This window comes from Methylomarinum vadi (genome assembly GCF_000733935.1).
Taxonomy (GTDB): domain Bacteria; phylum Pseudomonadota; class Gammaproteobacteria; order Methylococcales; family Methylomonadaceae; genus Methylomarinum; species Methylomarinum vadi.
The window spans coordinates 3,348,737-3,369,704 of record NZ_JPON01000001.1; the positions used below are offsets into that span (position 1 = coordinate 3,348,737).

Here is a 20,968-nt window from a genome sequence, read left to right on the forward strand (position 1 = left end):
GCACTATCGGTGCTGCCTTTTCAACTTAACCGTCAAATGCCTTTATACCAAAGAAAACGAAACAAAATCCCTCCATTTGGCGGAATCCCCACTACAGAATTTTTTATATCGTACAGAGGATGCTATGGATATTCATGAATATCAGGCAAAACAACTTTTAGCCGAATACGGCATTAAAATTGCCGAAGGCGGCTTGGCTTATAGCCCGGAGGATGCCGTGCAACGCGCCCGCGAAATCGGGGGTGATGTTTGGGTCGTCAAGGCGCAAATTCATTCCGGTGCCCGAGGCAAGGCGGGCGGCATCAAGATTTGCAGAACACACGACGAAGTGAGCGATGCGGCGGAAGAATTGCTGGGTAAAAGACTGGTGACGCATCAAACCGGTCCTGCTGGCAAGGTCTGCAACAGGCTCTATGTCGAAGCCGGCACCGATATCGCCAAGGAATTGTATTTCAGTTTTCTGGTCGACCGTGCCCATGAACGCATCGTCATGGTCGGTTCCGCCGAAGGGGGCATGGAGATCGAGGAACTGGCGGAAAGCAATCCCGACGCGATCAAGAAAATCCATATCGAACCGGCTGTCGGCTTGCGTGATTTTCAGGCCCGTAAAATGGCTTTCGCATTGGGCTTGGAGTCCACCCAAATCAGTCAGGCGGTTAAGTTAATCAAAGGTTGTTATCGCGCGATGCGCGACCGCGATGCCAATATGCTGGAAATCAATCCATTGGTCATCACCAGCAGCGGTGAGCTGATCGCGCTGGATGCCAAGATGGGTTTCGACGATAACGCCTTGTTTCGTCAGCAAAAAATTTCCGAACTACGGGATAAAACCCAGGAGGATCCGCGCGAAATGGCCGCGGCCGATCGCGGTCTCAGCTATGTCGGTCTGGACGGCGATATCGGCTGCATGATCAACGGCGCCGGATTGGCGATGGCGACCATGGACATGATCAAATTGGCCGGCGGCGAGCCGGCCAACTTCCTCGATGTCGGCGGCGGCGCTTCGCCGGAGCGGACCGAGAAAGCCTTCCGCATGGTGTTGGCCGACGAAAACGTCAAAGCTATGTTGGTCAATATTTTTGCCGGTATCAACCGCTGCGACTGGATCGCCGAGGGCGTGGTGCATGCGGTCAAGAAAATCGACATGAAAGTGCCTTTGATCGTTCGCTTATCCGGCACTAACGTGGAAGAAGGCCGTAAAATTATCGCGGACAGCGGTCTGCCGATTATTACCGCCGAAACGTTGGCGGAAGCGGCTGAAAAAGCGGTGCAGGCGCGTAATGATGTGGTAGCGAGAGAAGGCTAAGGGGAACGAATAAATGGCGATTTTAATTGATGAAAACACTCGAATGATCGTGCAGGGCTTTACCGGCAAGATCGGTACTTTCCATGCCCAGGACATGATCAACTACGGCTCCAATGTGGTCGGCGGCGTCACGCCGGGCAAAGGGGGGCAGACGCACCTGGATCGTCCGGTGTTCAATACCGTCAAGGAGGCGGTGCAAGAGGCCGGCGCCGAAGCCAGTATCATCTTTGTTCCCCCCGCGTTCGCGGCGGATTCGATCATGGAAGCGGCAGATGCCGGTATTAAATACTGTGTCGCGATCACCGACGGGATTCCCACCCAGGACATGATGACGGTAAAAAATTTCCTGCGCCGGTTCCCGGAGGACGAACGCATGGTGCTGACCGGACCAAACTGCGCCGGCACCATCAGTCCAGGTAAGTCGATGCTGGGAATCATGCCGGGGCATATCTACATGCCGGGCAACGTCGGTATCGTCGGTCGTTCGGGCACCTTGGGATATGAAGCGGCCGATCAGATGAAGCGTCTGGGTATCGGGGTTTCCACGTCGGTCGGTATTGGCGGCGACCCGATTAACGGCAGTTCGCATCGCGACATTCTGGAGAAATTCGAGCAGGACCCCGAAACCAAGGTCGTGGTGATGATCGGCGAGATCGGCGGGCCGCAAGAAGTCGAGGCCGGCATTTTCGCGAAAGAAAACATGAGCAAGCCATTGATCGCTTATATCGCCGGTTTGACCGCGCCCAAGGGCCGTCGCATGGGGCATGCCGGCGCCATTATTTCGTCTTCCGGGGAATCGGCGGCTGAAAAGGTGGAAATGCTGAAAGAGCTGGGCGTTACCATTGCGCCGACGCCTTCGGCAATGGGCGAGACTGTAGCCGAGGTGTTGGCGAAGCTATAAACCCTGTCTTGTCGTTTGAAAGCCATATTCCGCAGCGATGGAATATGGCTTTTTAATGTCCGCGATTTGACCCGGCTTTGTCACGCAGTGACGAGGCCGGGTTGAGCGGGCGATGTGCCTGAGTGCCTCCCGGGTTTGCTTAGGTTTCACCCGGGGCAGGCGGTTGCTGCGCCGGCATCGTCTAAAAAAGCTTTTCCACCAGCGAGATCACGATTTCGACCGCGATCAGCCAGATGATGATCCATTCCAATGCCGAGGAATGCTGGTGTTTTTGTTCGTCGGCGAGCATCTCCAGCAGTTCGTGTATCGTTTCCAGCTTTTTCGTTAACACTTCGGTTCGTTGCGCCAATTCCAGGTAATTGGCGGCCATGCTGTAGAGCGGTTGGTATTCCGGGTTCTGCCAGAAAAAATCCGGGGTATCGAGCAGGTCGTAGTTCAGGTTGATGTCGCTTTTGGTCAGAAACAATTGTCCGCGAATCTTGGCTAGTGCGCTTTTGGATAGTCTGATTCTGCCTGTGGTGGCCAATGAGTTCGGTAAATGTCTTGTCGTGCGGATGGTGTCCAGCGCCTGTTGTTCGAACACGGCCAGTTTGATCGATTGGGCCATGGCGTGGGATATGGCCAGCAGAGACTTCTCATCGTCGGATTCCAGTTCAAAATGGTCGTAGTGGATACGATTCTGCCCGTCGCCCACGCTGTAATGGAATAAGTCTTCCTGCACTTCCTCCAGCGGGTTGACGGCAAAGCCCAGTATTTCCTCGTGCAGGATGCGCCGGTCGTCAAGCTTGACGTTCCAATGCACGGCCACCCCATAGGAAAAGATCACGGAAATCGCGCCCTTATGGTCGATCAGCAGGGCCTCCTTGAATAGCTGTGCGCGGCGGCTATCCAATAAATAGTGGGACAGTGCGGGAAAGTCGAAAGTCTGAGAGAGGCAAATGCTCAGGCATTGTTTAGTGGTTTCGTTCATCTAATACGGGATAGGGAAGGCAGTTCAACTTCTCGTGGTTTTTCAGGTCGGGAATGAAGCGGAAAGATTGTTGGTATCAGTTATGGCTGGCTGGGATTAGCTGAAAGATATCATATTCTTGGGAAAGGGAAAGTGGCGCAAGAAAATAATTTATCGGTATTGAAGCCCGTTTGCAAGGCGTTGGATGGCAGTGCGGAAAATGACGCGGGCCATTTTATGGTTGCGGCGATGTCGCTGTTTTGTAGTATAATGCGCGCAGCTTTTGCGTTGCGGTTAAGCAAATTTATAAAGCCTGACAAAAAAGCTTGACGATATGAAACATCGTTTGTATCATAGTCGTTCTTCGCAGGGTGACCTACTAACTTGGTTTCTCCTCAAATAGAAGGTTCAGATCGGGGTATAGCGCAGTCTGGTAGCGCGCCTGCTTTGGGAGCAGGATGTCGGGGGTTCGAATCCCTCTACCCCGACCAAGATTTGCGCTTGTAGCTCAGTTGGATAGAGCATCGGCCTTCTAAGCCGAGGGTCGCAGGTTCGAATCCTGCCAAGCGTGCCATTCTTTTTTGGTTAATAATGGTGAGCGTAGCTCAGTTGGTAGAGCCCCGGATTGTGATTCCGGTTGTCGTGGGTTCGAGCCCCATCGTTCACCCCATTATTAATTTAAACGTCAGTAGAGTTGGCGCCTTTATAAGCCCTGCCGTTGACTGTTTCCTCCTTTTCTGTTTCATCTATTTTCCTGTCCAGGGTCTTCTGAATAAGCTACAACGGTATTCCTCTCTTATTTACCGGCAGTATTGGTGATTTTGCTTCGGCGTAATAAAGCCGGTCAATATTTGATAAAGTACGCAATTAGTCCGGCCATTTGTTTAATGGGTAATGCAAAAGATTCAAGGCAAAGCAGGGTTCGTGGCCGCAGATTCTTCGCCTCGAATGCCCTGTTTTGGTTTGTAAGCCTTGCCCCTTTAAAGACTTCTTAAAATATCTTCCAGCAATTGCGGGCCTTTATAGATCAGGCCGCTATAAATTTGTACCAGGCTGGCGCCGGCTGCTAATTTTTCCTGTGCGTCGTCGGCGCTCAAAATTCCGCCGGCGGCGATGATCGGCAATTGGTTGCTCAGTTCGCTAGCCAGTTTCTTAACGACCAGGGTCGAGCTTTCCATGACCGGGGCGCCGCTGAGTCCGCCGGCCTCGTCGGCATGGCGATGGCCCCGGATCTTGTCCCTGGCGATGGTGGTGTTGGTGGCGATGACGCCGTCGATGGCGAATTCCTTCAGCAGGTTTGCGATATGGGTAATTTCCTCGTCGTTCAGGTCGGGAGCGATCTTGACGACAAGTGGCGTATATTTGTCGTGTTGTTGTTGCAGTTTGCCCTGTTCCTCCTTCAAGACCGACAGCAATTTCTTGATCTCGTCGCCTTGTTGCAGCTGACGCAGATTTTTCGTGTTGGGGGAGGAGATGTTGATCGTGATGTAACTGGCCACTGGATAGCTTTTGCGCAGGCCGACCAGATAGTCTTCTCTGGCGTTCTCGATCGGCGTATCGAAATTCTTGCCGATGTTGATGCCCAGAACACCGTTATATGTGCATCGCTCAACCTGATGCACTAAATGATCGATGCCGGCATTGTTGAAGCCCATGCGATTGATGATGGCTTGATGTTCCGGAAGTCTGAACAGCCGCGGCTTGGGATTGCCCGGTTGCGGTCTGGGCGTGACGGTGCCGATTTCGATAAAACCGAAACCCAAATCGGCCAGGGCGTCGATATAATCGCCGTTTTTGTCCATGCCGGCGGCCAGTCCCACCGGATTTTTGAAATTCAGTCCCATCACAGTCACCGGCTTGTCGGTCGTTCTCGCCTTGCTGATCGCCGACAAGCCGGTCCGGTAGGCGATATCGAGCATTTTTAGCGTGACTTCATGCGCTGTTTCCGGATCCAATGCAAACAGGAAAGGGCGCAGCAGGGGATATGTGTTCATGATATTCGCTCAAGGGTTGATTTGATAAGGAGCCGGGTCCACGGCCGGCGTTTTATGTAAAATCAGGTCGCTCAGCAAGCGGGCCGATGCCGGTCCCATGACCAGGCCGTTACGGAAATGGCCGGCATTGATGTACAGGTTGTCGAGGGCCGGATGGCGGCCGATATAGGGCACGCCTTCCTTCGTGCCCGGCCGGAGTCCGGCCCAATGGGCGACGACCGGAAATTCCCGCAAGGCCGGAAACAATTCGGTGGCGAAGCGGTAAAGCTGGCTTTTGGCTTGGTCGGTGGTTTCTTTCGCGAAACCTTGTTGTTCCACCGTGCTGCCGGCGAGGATGTTGCCGTCGCGGCGCGGAATCAAATATTGGTCGCCATCCAATACCATGTGAGGCAGCGTATCGGGACGGGCGGCAAACAACAGCATCTGCCCTTTGACCGGTTTGATGTCAATGGCTTGCCGCAGGCCAGGAAGCAGATCGCTTAATAGCTGATCGGTCCAGGCCCCGGCCGCGATGATTAGTTTGTCGGTGGCGATGGCTTCATGCCGGGTTTTGACGGCCCCGACGGTGTGTTGACCGGTCTCGATGCCGGTTATTTCGCAGTGTTCGATCATGCGAACGCCGCTGTTCAGCAGATAAGCCTTGAGCGATTTCAATAAGCGCGGGTTGCGGGCTTGGGCTATTTGCGGCAGCCATAGCGGATTTTCCGTTTGCGTGTTTAGATTGCTGAAGAACGCCTCGCCAGGCGTGTGATAGGCTATTTTGCTGTTCTCGCACCACGCGATCGCCTCGGAAATATCGGGCGTCTTGCAGATCAATAAGCCGCAATCGTACCATTCCGGGTCGATGCCGGTGGCTTCGAGCAGTTCGCGGGACAGGGTAGGGTATCTCCGTAAGCTGTCCAGCACCAAATCGGTGATCGCTTGCGCCTGTCGCCATGGGTACAGCGGCAGTAGGATGCCGCCGCCGGCCCAGGACGATTCCTGGCCGGCGCGGGATTTGTCGAGAATGGTGACCGTGCAGCCGGCTTGTGCCAGTTCCTTGGCCGTGAGCAGGCCGTTGATGCCGGCGCCGATGATGGTGATGTCTGCAGAGTGTTTCATTTATTAGGCTTGGTTGAAGGGTTGTCAATCCGAGGATTTGGTCAATCATGAGCCGCAGAGAAAAACGCAGTACCCGGTAATCGGCTTGGTGCTTGTGCCGGTTTTTCGAGTGTCGATCTTTTCGGCAGCGCTTGGCCGCAAATGCTGGCGCTTAGTGCGTCCGGCGAAAGAGTTATGGAGTCTAAAGAGTGTCGCCGCCCAAATCCTGTGAAAGAATCGTCGGTTATTTTAAGGTAAATCGGGTCGGAAATGGAAAAAACGTGAGCTGGTTACGTTTGTCGCTTAAATGGTAAACGGGTTGTTGTTTTTTTTTAACAATCTCTTGTATTAGTTTATTAATATGCTATATGTTATTGATAAATAATAGCTGAAAAAAAATAAAAAAATATTCTTAAAACTTGTATGGAAGTGGAATTGCTGCTATTATTGCCACCGTGTATAAATTCTGTGTTGTATAACAGCAAATACAGTTTGATAACAACAACCTCTTGAGGGGGAATCAATGACTCTAAATAAAACAAGAATAGCGCTGGGCGTAGCCGCAGCGACAGTAACAATGGCCGGTGCGATGGTTTCTCCACAAGCGGCTGCACATTCCAAAGCCGAACGCGTTGCAGATGCCACCGCGAAAAAAACCGATGCGTTGGAAATGCAAGTCAAACAAATGGCGGCGATGATGGAAGCGATGCAGGCCGAATTGAGCCGCGTCAAAGCCGCTTCCGCCAATGCGGCAGCTTCAAATACCGCGAAAGTCCAGGAGCTGGATCAATGGATGGCGTCGGTTAAGAGCGCGCCGGTCCATGTCGCGACCAAAGACCATGTCTTCTCCGTACGCGGCGGTTGGATGCATTTCAACGACAACCGTGGTTCGACTAGAACTGTTGCTAATACCGGTTTCGGTGAAGACGTGCTGACCAGTGAAGCGGATAAAGACGCCTTCTACTATGGCGGCGCGATCGATTTCAACATGAACAATGACTTGTTCGGTCTGATGGATGATACGTCTTTCGGCATCGAATTGGGTCTTGAATATGCTGAAATAGCCCAAAGAAAACAAAATGGTTTCGAAACAGTTGCGTCTGCAGCTACGGGATTAAATTTAACAGGCGTTCAGCAATCGGTAACAGTTAACCAATTAAGAATCAGTGCCTCTCCAAAAATCAAATTCATGCACGGCAGCAAATTCCGTCCTTGGTTGATTCCGGTCGGTTTGGACATGAATATCATCAGCCCGCCATCTGATGCGGTAACCGTCTTGAACACCGGCATGCAGTTCGGCGCCGGTGCCGAGTACGAAGTTTTCGACGGTATCTTGATCGGTGCGGACGGCCGTTACCATCACACCTTTGACGATGTCGACGGCGTCGACACCGACGGTTTCACGCTGGGCGGTTCGATCGGTTTCAAATTCTAAGATTCTTTCATCTTAACGAAACCCGAAAAGGGGAGGCTGGCGGCCTTCCCTTTTTTTATGTCTGAAAAAAGCTAGCGGTTCGGGGTAAAATAAAATCTTAGACCGAATCTTGTTGTCAACGCATGAAGCCTTTATACCCCGAAATCGAACCGTTCCATTCTTTTCTGCTCGAAACCGACAGCGTGCATCGGGTCTATGTCGAACAATGCGGCAATCCGCAAGGTTTTCCGGTCATTTTTCTGCACGGCGGCCCGTGTTCCGGTTGCCGCCCCGACCATCGTCGTTTTTTCGATCCCGAACGCTATCACATCATCCTGATGGACCAGCGCGGCTGCGGGCGCTCGCTGCCGTTCGGCGAATTGCAGGACAACACCACGCAGGATTTGATCGACGATATGGAGCGCATTCGCCGGCAATTGCATATCGAGCGCTGGTTGTTGTTCGGCGGTTCCTGGGGCGGGGCGCTGGCCTTGCTCTATGCCCAGCAGCACCGGGAACGGGTGATTGGAATGATCATTCGCGGCGTGTTTCTGGCGCGCAGCAAGGACCTGGATTGGTTCGTCAAGGACGGCGCCGGAAGAATTTATCCGGAATTGTGGGAGGCGTTGGTAGAAAGCGTTCCGGAATCCGGACGGAAGCATTTGCTGCCCGCTTTGTGCGACACGATTTTCGGCGACGATGAAGTGGGCAAAAGACGGGTGACGCGGGCCTGGATGGCCTGGGGCGGACAAACGGCATTGGGCTCGGGCTATCGGCCGGAGAATGAACCCGAGCATATCACCGAGAAGATGGTTCGACAGATGCGCATGGAAATGCATTACGCTAAAAACCGTTATTTCGTCGCGGAGAACCAGATTCTGAAGAATTGCGGGGTGCTGCAGGACGTGCCGACGGTCATCGTACACGGCCGCAACGATATGGTTTGTCCGCTGGAGTCCGGTTACAGGCTGGCCCAAGCCTTGCCGGCGGCGGAATATGTCGTCTTGCCGAATGCCGGTCATGTCGCCCAGGGCGAGGAAATGGTCGACGCCTTGGTGGCGGCGACCGATAAAATGCTGGCGCTTTGCACTAACGGAAATACTCGTGAATAAGCAAAAAAAACGTCTGGTTATCGCAATGACCGGCGCGACCGGCGCCATTTACGGGGTCAGAATGCTGCAGGTTTTACAACATCAGGACGATTGGGAAGCCCATTTAGTCATTTCCTCGGCCGGCCTGGTCAATTTGAAATATGAACTGGAGATGGAGCGGGCGGAATTGTATGCCTTGGCTGACGTGACCCACGGCATCAACGATATCGCCTCCTGTATCGCCAGCGGCTCGTTCAAGACCGAAGGCGTGATCGTCGCGCCTTGTTCGATGAAAACCCTGGCCGCGATCGCCCACGGCTTCGGCGATAACTTGATTTCCCGAGCCGCCGATGTGGCCCTGAAAGAACGGCGCAAGGTCGTGCTCATGCCGCGGGAAACGCCGCTGAATCTGGCCCATATCCGCAACATGGCCGGCGCGACCGAAATGGGCGCGATCATCTATCCGCCCATGCCGGCTTTTTACAACAAGACCGACTCGCTGAGAGCGATGGTTGACGAGGGGGTCGGCCGCATCCTCGATATGTATGGAATAGATACCGGATTGTTTAAGGAATGGAACGGATTATATACTCATAGTTAATGAAATTTCGGCACAGGGGCGTCTATCAGAGGACGCCGTAAATCCTTCCATGGAGGTTTCGACAGCATCCATGCTGTCGAAACCTCTGCTAAACTCCCCTGTACCGCCTTGGATAAATGCCAAAGTTCGAAGTGCGAGCAGTAGAGTTTGTAATTGACTCCGTAGCAGGGGCGGACTTTGTTTGAAAGTCCGCCTGCCGCATTAAGGATTTGATGGAGTGGGTACCGTTTATTCCATGAATTTCCAGCTCAACTGTTCCCCCGCTTTCAAGGGCGTGATGTCGACGTCACCCTGCCGATAGTGTTCGGGTACTTGCCAGGGTTGTTTTTCCAGCGTGACGGTTTTCTGGTTTCGAGGCAGGCGGTAAAAATCGGCGCCGTAAAAGCTGGCGAAGCCTTCCAGTTTGTCCAGGGAATTTTCTTTCTCGAAGACTTCGGCATACAGTTCCAAAGCGGCATGGGCGCTGTAACAGCCGGCGCAGCCGCAGGCGTTTTCTTTCGAGTGCGTTGGATGAGGAGCGCTGTCGGTGCCGAGGAAGAATTTCGGGTTGCCGCTGGTGGCGGCTTTGACCAGAGCCAAGCGGTGATGTTCGCGCTTGATAATCGGCAGGCAATAATGATGCGGGCGTATGCCGCCGGCCAGAATCGCATTGCGGTTAAACAGGAGATGTTGCGGCGTGATCGTCGCGGCGACATTGGCCGAGGCTTCGGTGACGAACTGCACGGCTTCCTCGGTGGTCAGATGCTCGACGACGATGCGCAGTGCCGGAAACCGGCGCACTATCCGGCTGAGGTTTTGTTCCAGAAAGATTTTTTCCCGGTCGAAAATGTCGTATTGGTCGGCCGTCACTTCGCCGTGAATCAATAACGGGACTTGATGTTTTTCCATCGCTTCCAATAACGGAAAAATACCGTCCAGATGGGATACGCCGGAATCGGAGTTGGTCGTGGCTCCGGCCGGGTAGAGCTTGAAGGCGTAAACATGTTGCGACTCGGCGACTTTTTGCACTGCCCCAATCGGGGTGTTATCGGTCAAATAGAGCGTCATCAGCGGATTGAATTCGCTGCCTTCCGGTAACGCCGCCAGAATTTCAGCACGGTAATCCAGTGCGGCACTAACGCTAGTGACTGGCGGTCTCAGGTTGGGCATGATGATGGCCCGGCCGAATTGACGCGCCGTATGGCCGATGACCAGGCGGAGAATCTTTCCGTTTCTGACATGCAAATGCCAGTCGTCGGGCTGGGTAAGCGTTATTTTATCCATTGTCTCGGGTTTTCGATTAAAATAGTCCGTTATTCTATAGAAGGGTCTTGAAAAAACAAATTCCGCCCCTATTTATTGATTTATTTGTTTTTTATGGGAGAGGCACATGCCTATTTACGAATACCAATGTGAAGCTTGCGGTCACGAGCATGAAGCATTGCAGAAAATCAGCGATGCGCCGTTAATGGTTTGTCCGGCCTGTAACGAGCCGGAATTGAAAAAGAAAATATCGGCGGCCGGTTTCCGCTTGAAAGGCGGCGGCTGGTATGAAACCGATTTCAAAAGCGGCACCAAGAAAAACGTCGCCGGCGAGAGCTCGGCGCCGGCCAGTTCCGGCGGTAGCTGCTGTTCGGGGGGGACCTGCTCCAGCCACTAACCTTGCACGGTTCGAGCGAAACACGTAAGATCGACAACTTTTTTTGAGTAAACAGAGAACAAGAGTATGCGTACCCACAAGTGCGGAGAATTGAATACAAAACATTTAGGCGAAGGGGTTTCATTATGCGGCTGGGTACATCGGCGCAGGGATCATGGCGGTGTCATTTTCATCGATTTGCGCGACCGTACCGGCCTGGTGCAGGTGGTGTTCGATCCCGATTCCCCCGATACCTTCCGCATAGCCGAAAGTGTACGCAGCGAATATGTTCTTAGAGTCGAGGGAACGGTCAGGGAACGTCCCGAAGGCACGATCAACAAAAACATGGGTACCGGCGAGATCGAGGTATTGGTCAGCCAGGTCGAAGTGCTGAACGAGTCGGAAACTCCGCCGTTCCCATTGGAAAGCGAGATCGAAGTCAACGAGGAAACGCGCTTGCGTTACCGCTATATCGACCTGCGCCGCACCAGCATGCAGAAAAAGATGCGCATGCGCCGCGATGTCACGCGTCATTTGCGTCATTTTCTCGATGAAAACGAGTTCTTCGAAATCGAAACGCCGTATCTGACCAAGGCGACGCCGGAAGGGGCACGCGATTATCTGGTGCCGAGCCGTACCCACGAAAACTCCTTTTTTGCGTTGCCGCAATCGCCGCAATTGTATAAACAGTTGCTGATGATTTCCGGCATGGACCGTTATTATCAGGTCGTGCGCTGTTTCCGCGACGAAGACCTGCGCGCGGACCGGCAGCCGGAATTTACTCAGTTGGATATCGAGACTTCCTTCATGAACGAAGATCAGATCATGGAATTGATGGAAGAGATGATCCGCCGTTTGTTCAAGGACATCATCGATGTCGAACTTGATGCCAAATTCCCGGTGATGACCTATCAGGAAGCCATGAACCGGTACGGTTCCGATCGTCCCGATCTCAGAATCCCATTGGAACTGGTCGATATAGCCGATGAGATGATGGAGGTCGATTTCAAGGTGTTCGCCGGCCCGGCCAAGGATCCGAACGGCCGCGTCGTGGCGATGCGGGTGCCCAACGGCGGCGAAATGAGCCGCAAGGAAATCGACGATCTGACCAAATATGTCTCGATCTATGGCGCCAAAGGTCTGGCCTATATCAAGGTTAACGACCGCGACGGCGGTGTCGACGGTTTGCAATCGCCGATCGTCAAATTCGCCCCGGCCGATGTCTGGGAAAAAGTACTGGCGAAAACCGGTGCGCAGACCGGCGATCTGATCTTTTTCGGCGCCGACAAGACGAACATCGTCAATGAGTCGATGGGTGCCTTGCGGGTCAAACTGGGTATCGATCTGAAACTGCTGGAAGGAGAATGGAAACCGCTGTGGGTGGTCGATTTCCCAATGTTTGACTGGGATGACAAGGCGCAACGTTGGAATGCGATCCACCATCCGTTCACCGCACCAAGTTGTACGATCGAAGAGTTGGAAGCTAATCCGGGTGCGGCCTTGTCGCGCGCCTACGACTTGGTGTTGAACGGGCTGGAATTAGGCGGCGGCTCTATTCGTATCAACCGCACTAGCATGCAGAATGCCGTGTTCCGGATTCTCGGCATTGGCGAAGAGGAAGCCCGGCAAAAATTCGGCTTCCTGCTGGATGCGCTCAAATACGGCTGTCCTCCGCATGGCGGCATCGCCTTCGGTTTGGACCGTCTAGTGATGTTGATGACCGGTTCCGCCTCGATCCGCGACGTGATTGCCTTCCCGAAAACGCAAACGGCGGCTTGTCCGTTGATCGATGCGCCGGCGGTGGTCAACGATGCGCAACTCAGGGAGTTGGGTATCCGCTTGCGTAAGAAAGCTGTCCAGGAACACAGTCAAGACGACTGATTACCCCGTTCATACCAAAATTAATCCAAACCAGGCCACGGCAGGGCTTCATTGCTCCGTGGCCTCTTCATCCTTATTGTTACGTTTCAGGGAATGAAATGGCCGCAATGTCGGTCTTACTTTTTATTTATTGGCAGGTCCGCAATGAATTCAACTCCGTTACCGATCCAAAATTATGCCTTACTCGATGATGCCGAATGCGAGGCGCGCATTGTTGCCGCCAAGGAAAAATTGAACGGCCGGTGCATCGTGCTGGGACACCACTATCAACGCGACGAGGTTTTCAAGCATGCCGACATCACCGGCGATTCGTTGAAGCTGTCGCGCGAGGCGGCGCAGTCGGATGCCGAGTACATTGTCTTCTGCGGCGTGCATTTCATGGCCGAAGTGGCCGATATCCTGTCGCGTCCGGAGCAGATCGCGATTCTGCCGGACATGGCGGCCGGTTGTTCGATGGCAGACATGGCCAACCATATCAAGGTGCAAAAGTGCTGGGAAGAATTGGCGCAGGTGATCGATGTCGAAAACGAAGTGACGCCGATTACCTACATCAATTCGGCGGCCGATCTTAAGGCTTTCTGCGGTAAACATGACGGTATCGTCTGTACCTCGTCGAATGCCGAAAAGATCCTGAATTGGAGCTTCGAGCGCAAGGAGAAGGTGTTGTTTTTCCCGGATCAGCATTTGGGACGCAATACCGGCTATCGCATGGGCATCCCGCTAGAGCAGATGGTCACGTGGGATTTCACCAAGCCGATGGGCGGATTGAGCGAGCAACAAATCCGCGACGCCAAGATCATATTGTGGAACGGCTATTGTTCCGTGCATCAGGCCTTCAAACCGGAACATATCGACGCGTTCAAGCAGAAACATCCGGAAACGATTGTCATCTCCCATCCGGAAGCCTGTTTCGAAGTGTGCGAGAAGTCGGACTATATCGGTTCGACCGAGAACATTCTGAAAATCGTCCGCGAAGCCGAACCGAACACGCGCTGGCTGGTCGCCACCGAACTGAATCTGGTCAACCGCTTGCATGAAGAATGCAAGGACCAGGGCAAGAACGTGCATTTCATGGCGCCGACCCTGTGCATGTGTTCGACCATGTTCCGGACCGATCCCCAGCATCTCGCCTGGGTGCTGGAAAACTTGGTCGAAGGCCAAGTCGTCAACCAGGTGGCCGTGCCGGCCGAGGATGCCGCCCTGGCGAAAAAGGCGCTGGATAATATGCTGGTGGCGAGTTGATCGGTTAAGAAGCAATCATTGCGTTCCTATAGTTTTAAGCTTGGAACGAATAGTCGTAGGTTGGGCTTCGCGATAGCAAAGCCCAACATTTCCGTATTGTCGTTTGTCGGGCTTTATTTCATTCAGCCCAACCCTAGTGCGAGTATTCATAACTTACCCGGAATCCAGAGTGTATGGATATCAATAATCTTACCATCCGTGGCACTGGATACCCGTATCCCTACGGGTATGACGGTACTTTTAAAGCTTGCGAGGTAGTAACAGCCCCATGGATATTCTGAGGTATTTACGATTCCGTACTAGACTAGTGCGCAAATTTAGACCCACCCTAAGTCGTGTAAAAACGATGAGTAATCTCCGGCGGAATGAAACAATTGAGTCGGATGCATTTTAATCACCTCCATCTTTTATTGTAAACCGACCCTGTCTACGATGCCTTTGCCGCAACCAATATCGCTTTCCCGTGGCGCTTTTACAATCGCATCGCTTAGCGTCAGATCGTCGGGCGTTCCTTTAAGATTGATTAGGATTTCTGTAATCAATTTACGGTTGCCGTCTTTTTTACAGCTGATGTTGATCCTGTCCCCCGCACCGTTGCCGAAGGAATGGTCGAACGCAGTACGGATTTGTGCGGCACTGATTTCCCTGCCGATATTGTCGGCGAATAACTGGCGGACGGAGGAAGCGTTAAGTTCGTCCATGAGCCTGATCGAGTCTTGAAAATACTCATCCGCCGCTGTGCCGTAACAGGTACCATGCTTGATCCACTCGTGGCGGTGCAGATAGGACTGACTACCCGGCATGACGCGGGTCAACCGATCGCGTGTCGTTTCGGTCAGCTCGAGGTTAGGTAGGTCTTCCCAATGGCTGCGTTCGTCTTTGGCGACCAACGCGGGCGCTACATTGCAGTAAACATTACCGCGCGGTTGCGGCCATAGGCCGTGCAGACTGAAATGGGTGGCATCGAAACGGTCTTCATGTTGGCTACTGCATTCTTTTTTTCCCGGTTTCGTTTCGCAGAAACCGGCCTGCCAACTGGCCGCCAAAACATAGTTTGCAGTTTCGGTGGCAGGGGACGGTGTCGGTTCCGGTGAAGGCGGTTGTCCGGTCGCGGCCGGAACGACATGTTCGCCGCAGCCGATGGCGACCCAACGCCGCTGCGGCGTCGCTTTCATTTTGATCAAATAATGACTGGCTTCTTCCTTGTTCTTACCGATCAAATCATAGGCGCGGTCGATTTCGGTGGTAATGTTGCCCGGGTTGGTTTCGCGCCGGAACGACTGGTAGGCCGGGCATTCCGCGCGGGCGATAAAATAACCCGACAACGGTATTTGGGCGGCGACTTGGGGCGCCGACAGCAGGATCGGCAAAATCAGGCTGGATTTGAGAAAAAATTTCATCAATGCACCTCGGTTAGCGAGCGGACTGTGGGGCAAATTATAGTCGTGTGCTGGCGAAATGGTTATTTAAATTAGCAGTACAAGAACCAGAAAATTCTTTATTTTTGATTGGGGCTCGGAGCGGCAAAGGGCGGCGAATTCGTGCCGCGAATCCATGACATTCAGGGATTCGCGGCCTGCTTGCTTGCTGTTAGCGCAGCAACAGCAACGGTTTTTGTGTTTTTAACAGCATCTTATGAGTGAAACTGCCCAGCAGCATATCGCGTAAACGCGTGTGGCTGAAGGCGCCCATGACGGTCAGGTCGATATCGTGCTGTTGCTGGTAGGCGCAAAGTTCCTGCTCCACTTTTCCTTGCAACTTGACCGTCGTGACTTCAATATCGCCGTTGGTCTTGAGCCTAGTGCTGGCCTGTTCGAGCAGTTTGGCGGCCGTTTCCTCGTTTTTATTGACGCAGACCAGGTGGCAGCTCATTCCTCGATATAATGCGCTGGCCGCGACCATGTCCACCGCTTTGTCCGCTGCCTTGCTGCCGTCGTAGGCGATCATCATGCGGTGCGGCGTTTTAAAATGGTCGTTGACCACCAGTATCGGTCGGTGCAGGGAACGGATGATGGCTTCCAGCTTGGCGCCGATTTGATCGGAACGGTTGTCGTGCACTTGACCGCGCAGACCCAGCACCAACACGCGGATGCTGTCTTCCAGTTCGATCAGCGATTCGATTAAGCCGCCGTGGCGTTGGTTGCAGATCGGCTCGACGATACCGGCCTGTTTGACCCTTTCCTTGGCGGCCTTGAGCATCAGCTTGCCTTTATGCAATTTCAATTTGCTTTGTTGTTGTTCCAGTTCGATGATCGTTTCCAGCAAATGCTCCTGGCTGCCGAGGCCGATGTTGCCGGTCAAATCGGCGCTGACGGCGGTTTCCTGGTGATGGTCGATCGTATGTAGCAGTTTCAACGGCGCGTCGACACGTTGCGCGATCCAGGCGGCGTAATCGCAGACCGCCTCGGTCAGGCTGGCACCGTCGATGCAGGCGAGTACTTTGGGTTGTTGATTTTCCATTAGTGACCTCCCATCACTTTTTCAATTTCTTCGGGTTTGTCGTGTATGCCGAAACGGTCGATAATCGTCGCGCTGGCCTCGTTCAGGCCGATCAATTCGACATCGGCGCCCTCGCGGCGAAACTTTATCACGACCTTGTCCAGCGCCGATACGGCGGAAATATCCCAGAAATGAGCATGACTCAGGTCGATGACGATCTTGTCGACCGCCTCTTTGAAATCGAAGTAGGCGACGAAACGATCGGCCGAATTGAAGAATACCTGGCCGTGAACGGTGTAAGTGCGGGTGTCGCTGTCTTCGTTCAGACCGGAATCCACATACATGAAATGACTGATTTTGTTGGCGAAGAACAAGGAGGCGAGCAGTACGCCGACGAAGACGCCCAAGGCCAGGTTGTGGGTCCAAACCACCACCGCCACGGTTGCGACCATGACCACATTGGTCGATAACGGATGGCGCTTCAGGTTACGGATCGAATCCCAGCTGAAGGTACCGATCGAAACCATGATCATCACGGCGACCAGCGCGGCCATCGGAATTTGCCGAATCCATTCGTCCAAAAACACCACCATGATCAACAAGAAGATACCGGCGACCAGCGTGGATAAACGGCCGCGGCCGCCCGATTTGACGTTGATCACCGACTGGCCGATCATTGCGCAACCGGCCATGCCGCCCAGCAAGCCGGCACCGATATTGGCGATACCCTGGCCCTTGCACTCGCGGTTCTTGTCGCTGCTGGTGTCGGTCAATTCATCGACGATGGTCGCGGTCATCAACGACTCCAACAGGCCGACGACGGCCAAAGGCAGCGAATAGGGCAGAATGATTTGCAGTGTTTCCAGCGTCAAGGGCACGTCAGGCCACAGGAAGATTGGCAATGCATCGGGCAGTTCGCCCATGTCGCCGACGGTGTGGATGTCCAGTTGCAAACTGATCGAGACAACGGACAGCAACAGAATGCAAACCAGTGGCGAGGGAATGACCTTGCCGATCACCGGAACATAAGGAAACAAATAAATAATGCCCAAACCGGCGGCGGTCATGGCATAGACATGCCAAGTGACATGGGTCAATTCCGGCAGTTGCGCCATGAAAATCAAAATGGCCAGGGCATTGACGAAACCGGTCACGACCGAGCGCGAGACGAAACTCATCAGGCTGCCCAGTTTCAAATAACCGGCAATGATTTGAAACACGCCGGTCAGTAACGTGGCGGCCAACAGATATTGCAGACCGTGTTCTTTGACCAGAGTCACCATGAGCAAGGCCATCGCGCCGGTGGCCGCCGAAATCATGCCGGGGCGGCCGCCGATCAGGGCGGTGATCACGGCGATACAGAAAGAGGCGTATAAACCGACTTTCGGGTCGACCCCGGCGATGATGGAGAAGGCGATCGCTTCCGGAATCAAGGCCAGCGCGACGACCGTGCCGGCCAGCACGTCGCCGCGGATATTTCCAAGCCAGTCCTGTTTTTTGGAAAGTAAGAGCATGTCAGTCCTGTTTAAAGTTAAAAAATCTTTAAGCCGGCCAAGTCAAGTCATTGGCCAGACATGGTCCCGTTGTACGAGATAGGCCGATCAGCGGCCGTGAACGAACGGATGTTCGGTGATATGTGCCTTGATGCGTTGCAGCAGATCGAGCAAGAGCGCTTCCTCGTCGGCCGACAAGATGCCCAGTACCTGGTTCTCGACGGAATCGGCCACGGCCCATAATTCCTGCATGATGGAGTTGGCTTTCGCGGTCAGCTCCAAGCGGTAGGCGCGGCGGTCCTCATGGTCCTTTTTGCGGCAAACCAGGCCGGCCTCCTCCAGTAGATCTACCTGCCGGGCCAGCGTGATCGGCTTGACCTCCAATTTATCGGCCAGATCGACCTGGCGGCAATTTTCATTCTCCGACAAAAGCACGAGCGCCCGCCATTGGGCATGTGTCAGGCCCATGTTTTCCATCTCGCGGTTAAACCGCTGTCGGATTGCATGGCTGATTTCGTAGGTCAGAAAACCGATTCTTGAGTGCACAAAGGGTTTTAATCTAATGATAAGGTTTGCTTATTATATAGTTAACTGATTATCAGTCAAGCAAAGGTTGTGCTTTGAGGATTGCTAAGCTTGGAAAAAGGGTGTTCAATGGCTCGATGCAGCTGGCCCTATCATTGAGAGCCCAGGCGAAACAAACTAAGCGGAGGGGGCATGAGACGACAAGAAAAATGCAATTTCTCGTATTTGCTGACCATGATGGCTTGCTTGGGGTTTATTATGCTTTCTGGTTGCCAGTCGCAACCGCGTCACACGGATGCGACAGTGCCTTTGTACGAGGATTTAGGCGGCCATCATTACCCGGTCTCGACATCTATGCCGGCCGCGCAGCGTTATTTCGATCAGGGCTTGATTCTCGCTTTCGGGTTCAATCATGCCGAAGCGGCTCGGTCGTTTCGCGAAGCCTATCGGATCGATCCGAACTGCGCGCTGTGTTATTGGGGCGAGGCACTGGTTTTAGGGCCGAATATCAATGCGCCGATGGAGCCGGTTGCCGTTCCCAAGGCTTATGCCGCGATAAAAAAGGCGCTGACGCTGGCCGGCAAAGTCGGCAAAAAGGAAAGGGCGTTGATTTGGGCTTTATCGAAGCGTTATAGCCAAGCGGCTCCGGCCGATCGCACGACGCTGGATCGAGCTTACGCTAAAGCGATGGGGCAAGTCGTCGAATGTTTTCCCGACGACGCCGTGATCGCGGCATTGTATGCGGAAGCCTTGATGGATTTGCACCCCTGGAATTTCTGGACCAAGCAGGGCGAGGCCAGGCCGTGGACGGAGGAAATCGTGAAGACACTGGAGCGGGCGTTGCAACTGGATGTTAATAATCCGCTGGCCAATCATCTTTATATCCATGCGCTGGAGGCTTCCCCCTATGCCGAAAAAGCCATTCCCAGCGCCGAGCGATTGCCGTCGTTGGTACCGGGTTCGGGCCATTTGGTGCACATGCCGGCGCATATTTACATTCGAGTCGGTCGTTATCGCGATGCGATCCTGGCCAATCAGCGGGCGGTGGAAGCGGACCAACATTTTTTGCATCATCGGCACGAAGAAAGTATTTATACCCTCGGCTATGTGCCGCACAATCATCATTTCCTCTGGGCCGCGGCGATCAAAATAGGCCGCAAGGCTTTGGCCGAACAAGCGGCCGCCGAAACCGCCGCGCTGGTCAAGCCCGATTTACTGCGCGCACCTGGGTTTAGCGGCACGTTGCAACATTTTTATTTGATTCCTTTATACACCAAGGCGTTGTTCGGCCAATGGGACGCTATTCTCAACGAAGCACCTCCCGCAAGCGATTTGGTTTATCCGACCGCTATTTGGCATTATGCGCGCGGATTGGCTCTGCTTAGAAAAGGAAACATGGCGGCGGCCCGGTCCGAACTAGCGAGTCTGGAGCAAGAAATCGCCGACCCCGCCATCTCCGATTTGACCGTGTTCGATCTCAATCCGGTCAAAAAACTGCTGCAAATAGGCGCAAACATATTGCGCGGCGAACTGGCCGCTCAGCAAGGCGATTTCGATCGGGCCATTGCTTATTTGCAACGTGCCGTCGCACTGGAGGATGGGCTCAACTATACCGAACCCAAGGATTGGTATTTGCCGCCGCGCCAAGTGCTCGGCGCGGTATTGTTGCAAGCCGGTAAAACTAGTGAGGCCGAGCAGGTTTATCGACAGGATTTGCGCGACCATCCGCAAAACGGCTGGTCGTTGTTTGGTTTGCTGCAAAGCCTCAGGTTACAACATAAAAATGATGAAGCCGTGTCCGTGCAGCAGCAGTTCGATAAGGTGTGGAATGAGGCCGATGTTACCCTGAATAGTTCGCGTTTTTGATGGTGTCAACGCATTTGAGTCAACCAGTTGTCAAGTAAGCTTTGAGCTATGGTTTTTGTTGCTCAGATTAAGCAAATATCTCCAAGGGATAAATGCCCGTAAAATAAACCTATATATATCAAAGGATTAAGATGTTCTTGCCGGAGCTGTGGCAGGACGAAAAATTCATTGAAATTTGCTCGCCGTAGTTCGGAGCGATATGATGGTCGACGATGCCGGCTCGTCCGCTATTACCGAATTTACCTTTTTGATGCACCGGGACAATTTTGCCGATTAGCCAAGCTATTAAGTTATTTCACATGGCAGGTTAATCGGATATGTCGTGTGCTATTCGGTTATCGGTTAAGCGGCGAAGGTTTATCGGTTGCCATTGAAGGTTTATGCTTTCTTATCAGTTGCTTGTTTCAGATGCGGCTTAGGCTTGGTTGTGGTTATCAGACCGCCATAAATAGTGGAAATACAGGTCTTGCACGAGAAAAAAATTGCCTTGTCGCGTACATTCTTACGCAAACGACTGATAGTCGAGGCAATTGACCTCAACCTCTAACTGAACAGTTACGAGAGATGA

At 53.3% G+C, this 20,968-nt stretch carries 18 protein-coding genes and 3 tRNA genes; 13 read left to right on the plus strand and 8 right to left on the minus strand.

Translation table 11 applies throughout. From position 1 onward, the window contains the following. The first annotated feature begins 124 nt into the window (after positions 1-124). Both EP25_RS0116675 and sucD read left to right on the plus strand, forming a co-directional pair. Positions 125-1,306: a malate--CoA ligase subunit beta gene (locus tag EP25_RS0116675; protein ID WP_031434947.1), complete on the plus strand. Its 1,182-nt coding sequence runs from the start codon at positions 125-127 to the stop codon at positions 1,304-1,306. A gap of 13 nt (positions 1,307-1,319) precedes the next feature. Continuing rightward, a complete protein-coding gene (gene sucD, locus EP25_RS0116680) occupies positions 1,320-2,207 on the plus strand; it encodes a succinate--CoA ligase subunit alpha (protein ID WP_031434948.1) in 888 nt (295 codons plus the stop codon). Between the two features lie 181 nt (positions 2,208-2,388). Here the strand turns inward: sucD and EP25_RS0116685 are convergent, their stop codons facing one another. Further along, entirely contained in the window at positions 2,389-3,177 is a 789-nt protein-coding gene (locus tag EP25_RS0116685) for an RMD1 family protein (RefSeq protein WP_031434949.1), read from the minus strand. 132 nt (positions 3,178-3,309) lie between these two features. On the opposite strand from EP25_RS0116685, the gene EP25_RS23510 reads away from it, so the two are divergent. The 4 genes from EP25_RS23510 to EP25_RS0116705 all read left to right on the plus strand — a co-directional run bounded on the left by EP25_RS23510 (position 3,310) and on the right by EP25_RS0116705 (position 3,826). Further along, positions 3,310-3,486, plus strand: a complete 177-nt coding sequence (locus EP25_RS23510) for a hypothetical protein (protein ID WP_160172746.1) — start codon at positions 3,310-3,312, stop codon at positions 3,484-3,486. 84 nt (positions 3,487-3,570) lie between these two features. Further along, positions 3,571-3,647 (plus strand) — tRNA-Pro (locus EP25_RS0116695). A gap of 6 nt (positions 3,648-3,653) precedes the next feature. After that, positions 3,654-3,730 (plus strand) — tRNA-Arg (locus EP25_RS0116700). A 20-nt stretch (positions 3,731-3,750) separates the two neighbouring features. Further along, positions 3,751-3,826 (plus strand) — tRNA-His (locus EP25_RS0116705). A gap of 310 nt (positions 3,827-4,136) precedes the next feature. Here the strand turns inward: EP25_RS0116705 and EP25_RS0116710 are convergent. After that, on the minus strand, positions 4,137-5,150 hold the full coding sequence (locus EP25_RS0116710) for a quinone-dependent dihydroorotate dehydrogenase (protein ID WP_031434950.1): 1,014 nt from the start codon (positions 5,148-5,150) through the stop codon (positions 4,137-4,139). A 9-nt stretch (positions 5,151-5,159) separates the two neighbouring features. Continuing rightward, positions 5,160-6,251 (minus strand): glycine oxidase ThiO, encoded by a 1,092-nt coding sequence (gene thiO / locus EP25_RS0116715; protein ID WP_031434951.1) that lies wholly within the window; start codon positions 6,249-6,251, stop codon positions 5,160-5,162. A 502-nt stretch (positions 6,252-6,753) separates the two neighbouring features. Here thiO and EP25_RS0116725 point away from each other — a divergent pair. The 3 genes from EP25_RS0116725 (at position 6,754) to EP25_RS0116735 (ending at position 9,336) form a co-directional block, all read left to right on the plus strand. Beyond that, entirely contained in the window at positions 6,754-7,665 is a 912-nt protein-coding gene (locus EP25_RS0116725; RefSeq protein ID WP_031434953.1) for a porin family protein, read from the plus strand. Between the two features lie 122 nt (positions 7,666-7,787). After that, entirely contained in the window at positions 7,788-8,756 is a 969-nt protein-coding gene (gene pip / locus EP25_RS0116730; RefSeq protein WP_031434954.1) for a prolyl aminopeptidase, read from the plus strand. After that, positions 8,749-9,336, plus strand: coding sequence for a UbiX family flavin prenyltransferase (locus EP25_RS0116735; protein ID WP_268745420.1), 588 nt, complete (start codon positions 8,749-8,751; stop codon positions 9,334-9,336). Before pip ends, EP25_RS0116735 begins: the two co-directional genes overlap by 8 nt. A 228-nt stretch (positions 9,337-9,564) precedes the next feature. Here EP25_RS0116735 and pyrC read toward each other — a convergent pair whose 3' ends face one another. Continuing rightward, positions 9,565-10,599, minus strand: a complete 1,035-nt coding sequence (gene pyrC / locus EP25_RS0116740; RefSeq protein ID WP_031434956.1) for a dihydroorotase — start codon at positions 10,597-10,599, stop codon at positions 9,565-9,567. 106 nt (positions 10,600-10,705) lie between these two features. Here pyrC and EP25_RS0116745 point away from each other — a divergent pair, with 106 nt between their 5' ends. The 3 genes from EP25_RS0116745 (at position 10,706) to nadA (ending at position 14,077) form a co-directional block, all read left to right on the plus strand. Next, complete coding sequence (locus EP25_RS0116745) at positions 10,706-10,975, plus strand: FmdB family zinc ribbon protein (RefSeq protein WP_031434957.1); 270 nt, start codon at positions 10,706-10,708, stop codon at positions 10,973-10,975. A gap of 66 nt (positions 10,976-11,041) precedes the next feature. Further along, positions 11,042-12,835, plus strand: a complete 1,794-nt coding sequence (gene aspS / locus EP25_RS0116750; RefSeq protein ID WP_031434958.1) for an aspartate--tRNA ligase — start codon at positions 11,042-11,044, stop codon at positions 12,833-12,835. Between the two features lie 144 nt (positions 12,836-12,979). Next, complete coding sequence (gene nadA, locus EP25_RS0116755; RefSeq protein ID WP_031434959.1) at positions 12,980-14,077, plus strand: quinolinate synthase NadA; 1,098 nt, start codon at positions 12,980-12,982, stop codon at positions 14,075-14,077. A 407-nt stretch (positions 14,078-14,484) separates the two neighbouring features. Here nadA and EP25_RS0116760 read toward each other — a convergent pair whose 3' ends face one another. The 4 genes from EP25_RS0116760 to EP25_RS0116775 all read right to left on the minus strand — a co-directional run bounded on the left by EP25_RS0116760 (position 14,485) and on the right by EP25_RS0116775 (position 18,555). Beyond that, positions 14,485-15,477, minus strand: a complete 993-nt coding sequence (locus tag EP25_RS0116760; protein ID WP_031434960.1) for a ribonuclease T2 family protein — start codon at positions 15,475-15,477, stop codon at positions 14,485-14,487. A gap of 190 nt (positions 15,478-15,667) precedes the next feature. Continuing rightward, positions 15,668-16,537 carry a universal stress protein gene (locus EP25_RS0116765; RefSeq protein WP_031434961.1) on the minus strand — a complete coding sequence of 290 codons (870 nt, stop codon included), beginning with the start codon at positions 16,535-16,537 and terminating at the stop codon, positions 15,668-15,670. Then, positions 16,537-18,030: a SulP family inorganic anion transporter gene (locus EP25_RS0116770; RefSeq protein WP_031434962.1), complete on the minus strand. Its 1,494-nt coding sequence runs from the start codon at positions 18,028-18,030 to the stop codon at positions 16,537-16,539. The genes EP25_RS0116765 and EP25_RS0116770 overlap by 1 nt, the downstream gene beginning before the upstream one ends. An 87-nt stretch (positions 18,031-18,117) precedes the next feature. After that, positions 18,118-18,555 (minus strand): MarR family winged helix-turn-helix transcriptional regulator, encoded by a 438-nt coding sequence (locus EP25_RS0116775; protein WP_031434963.1) that lies wholly within the window; start codon positions 18,553-18,555, stop codon positions 18,118-18,120. A gap of 171 nt (positions 18,556-18,726) precedes the next feature. Here EP25_RS0116775 and EP25_RS0116780 point away from each other — a divergent pair, with 171 nt between their 5' ends. Further along, positions 18,727-20,400 carry a tetratricopeptide repeat protein gene (locus EP25_RS0116780; RefSeq protein ID WP_235185928.1) on the plus strand — a complete coding sequence of 558 codons (1,674 nt, stop codon included), beginning with the start codon at positions 18,727-18,729 and terminating at the stop codon, positions 20,398-20,400. Positions 20,401-20,968 lie beyond the last annotated feature (568 nt).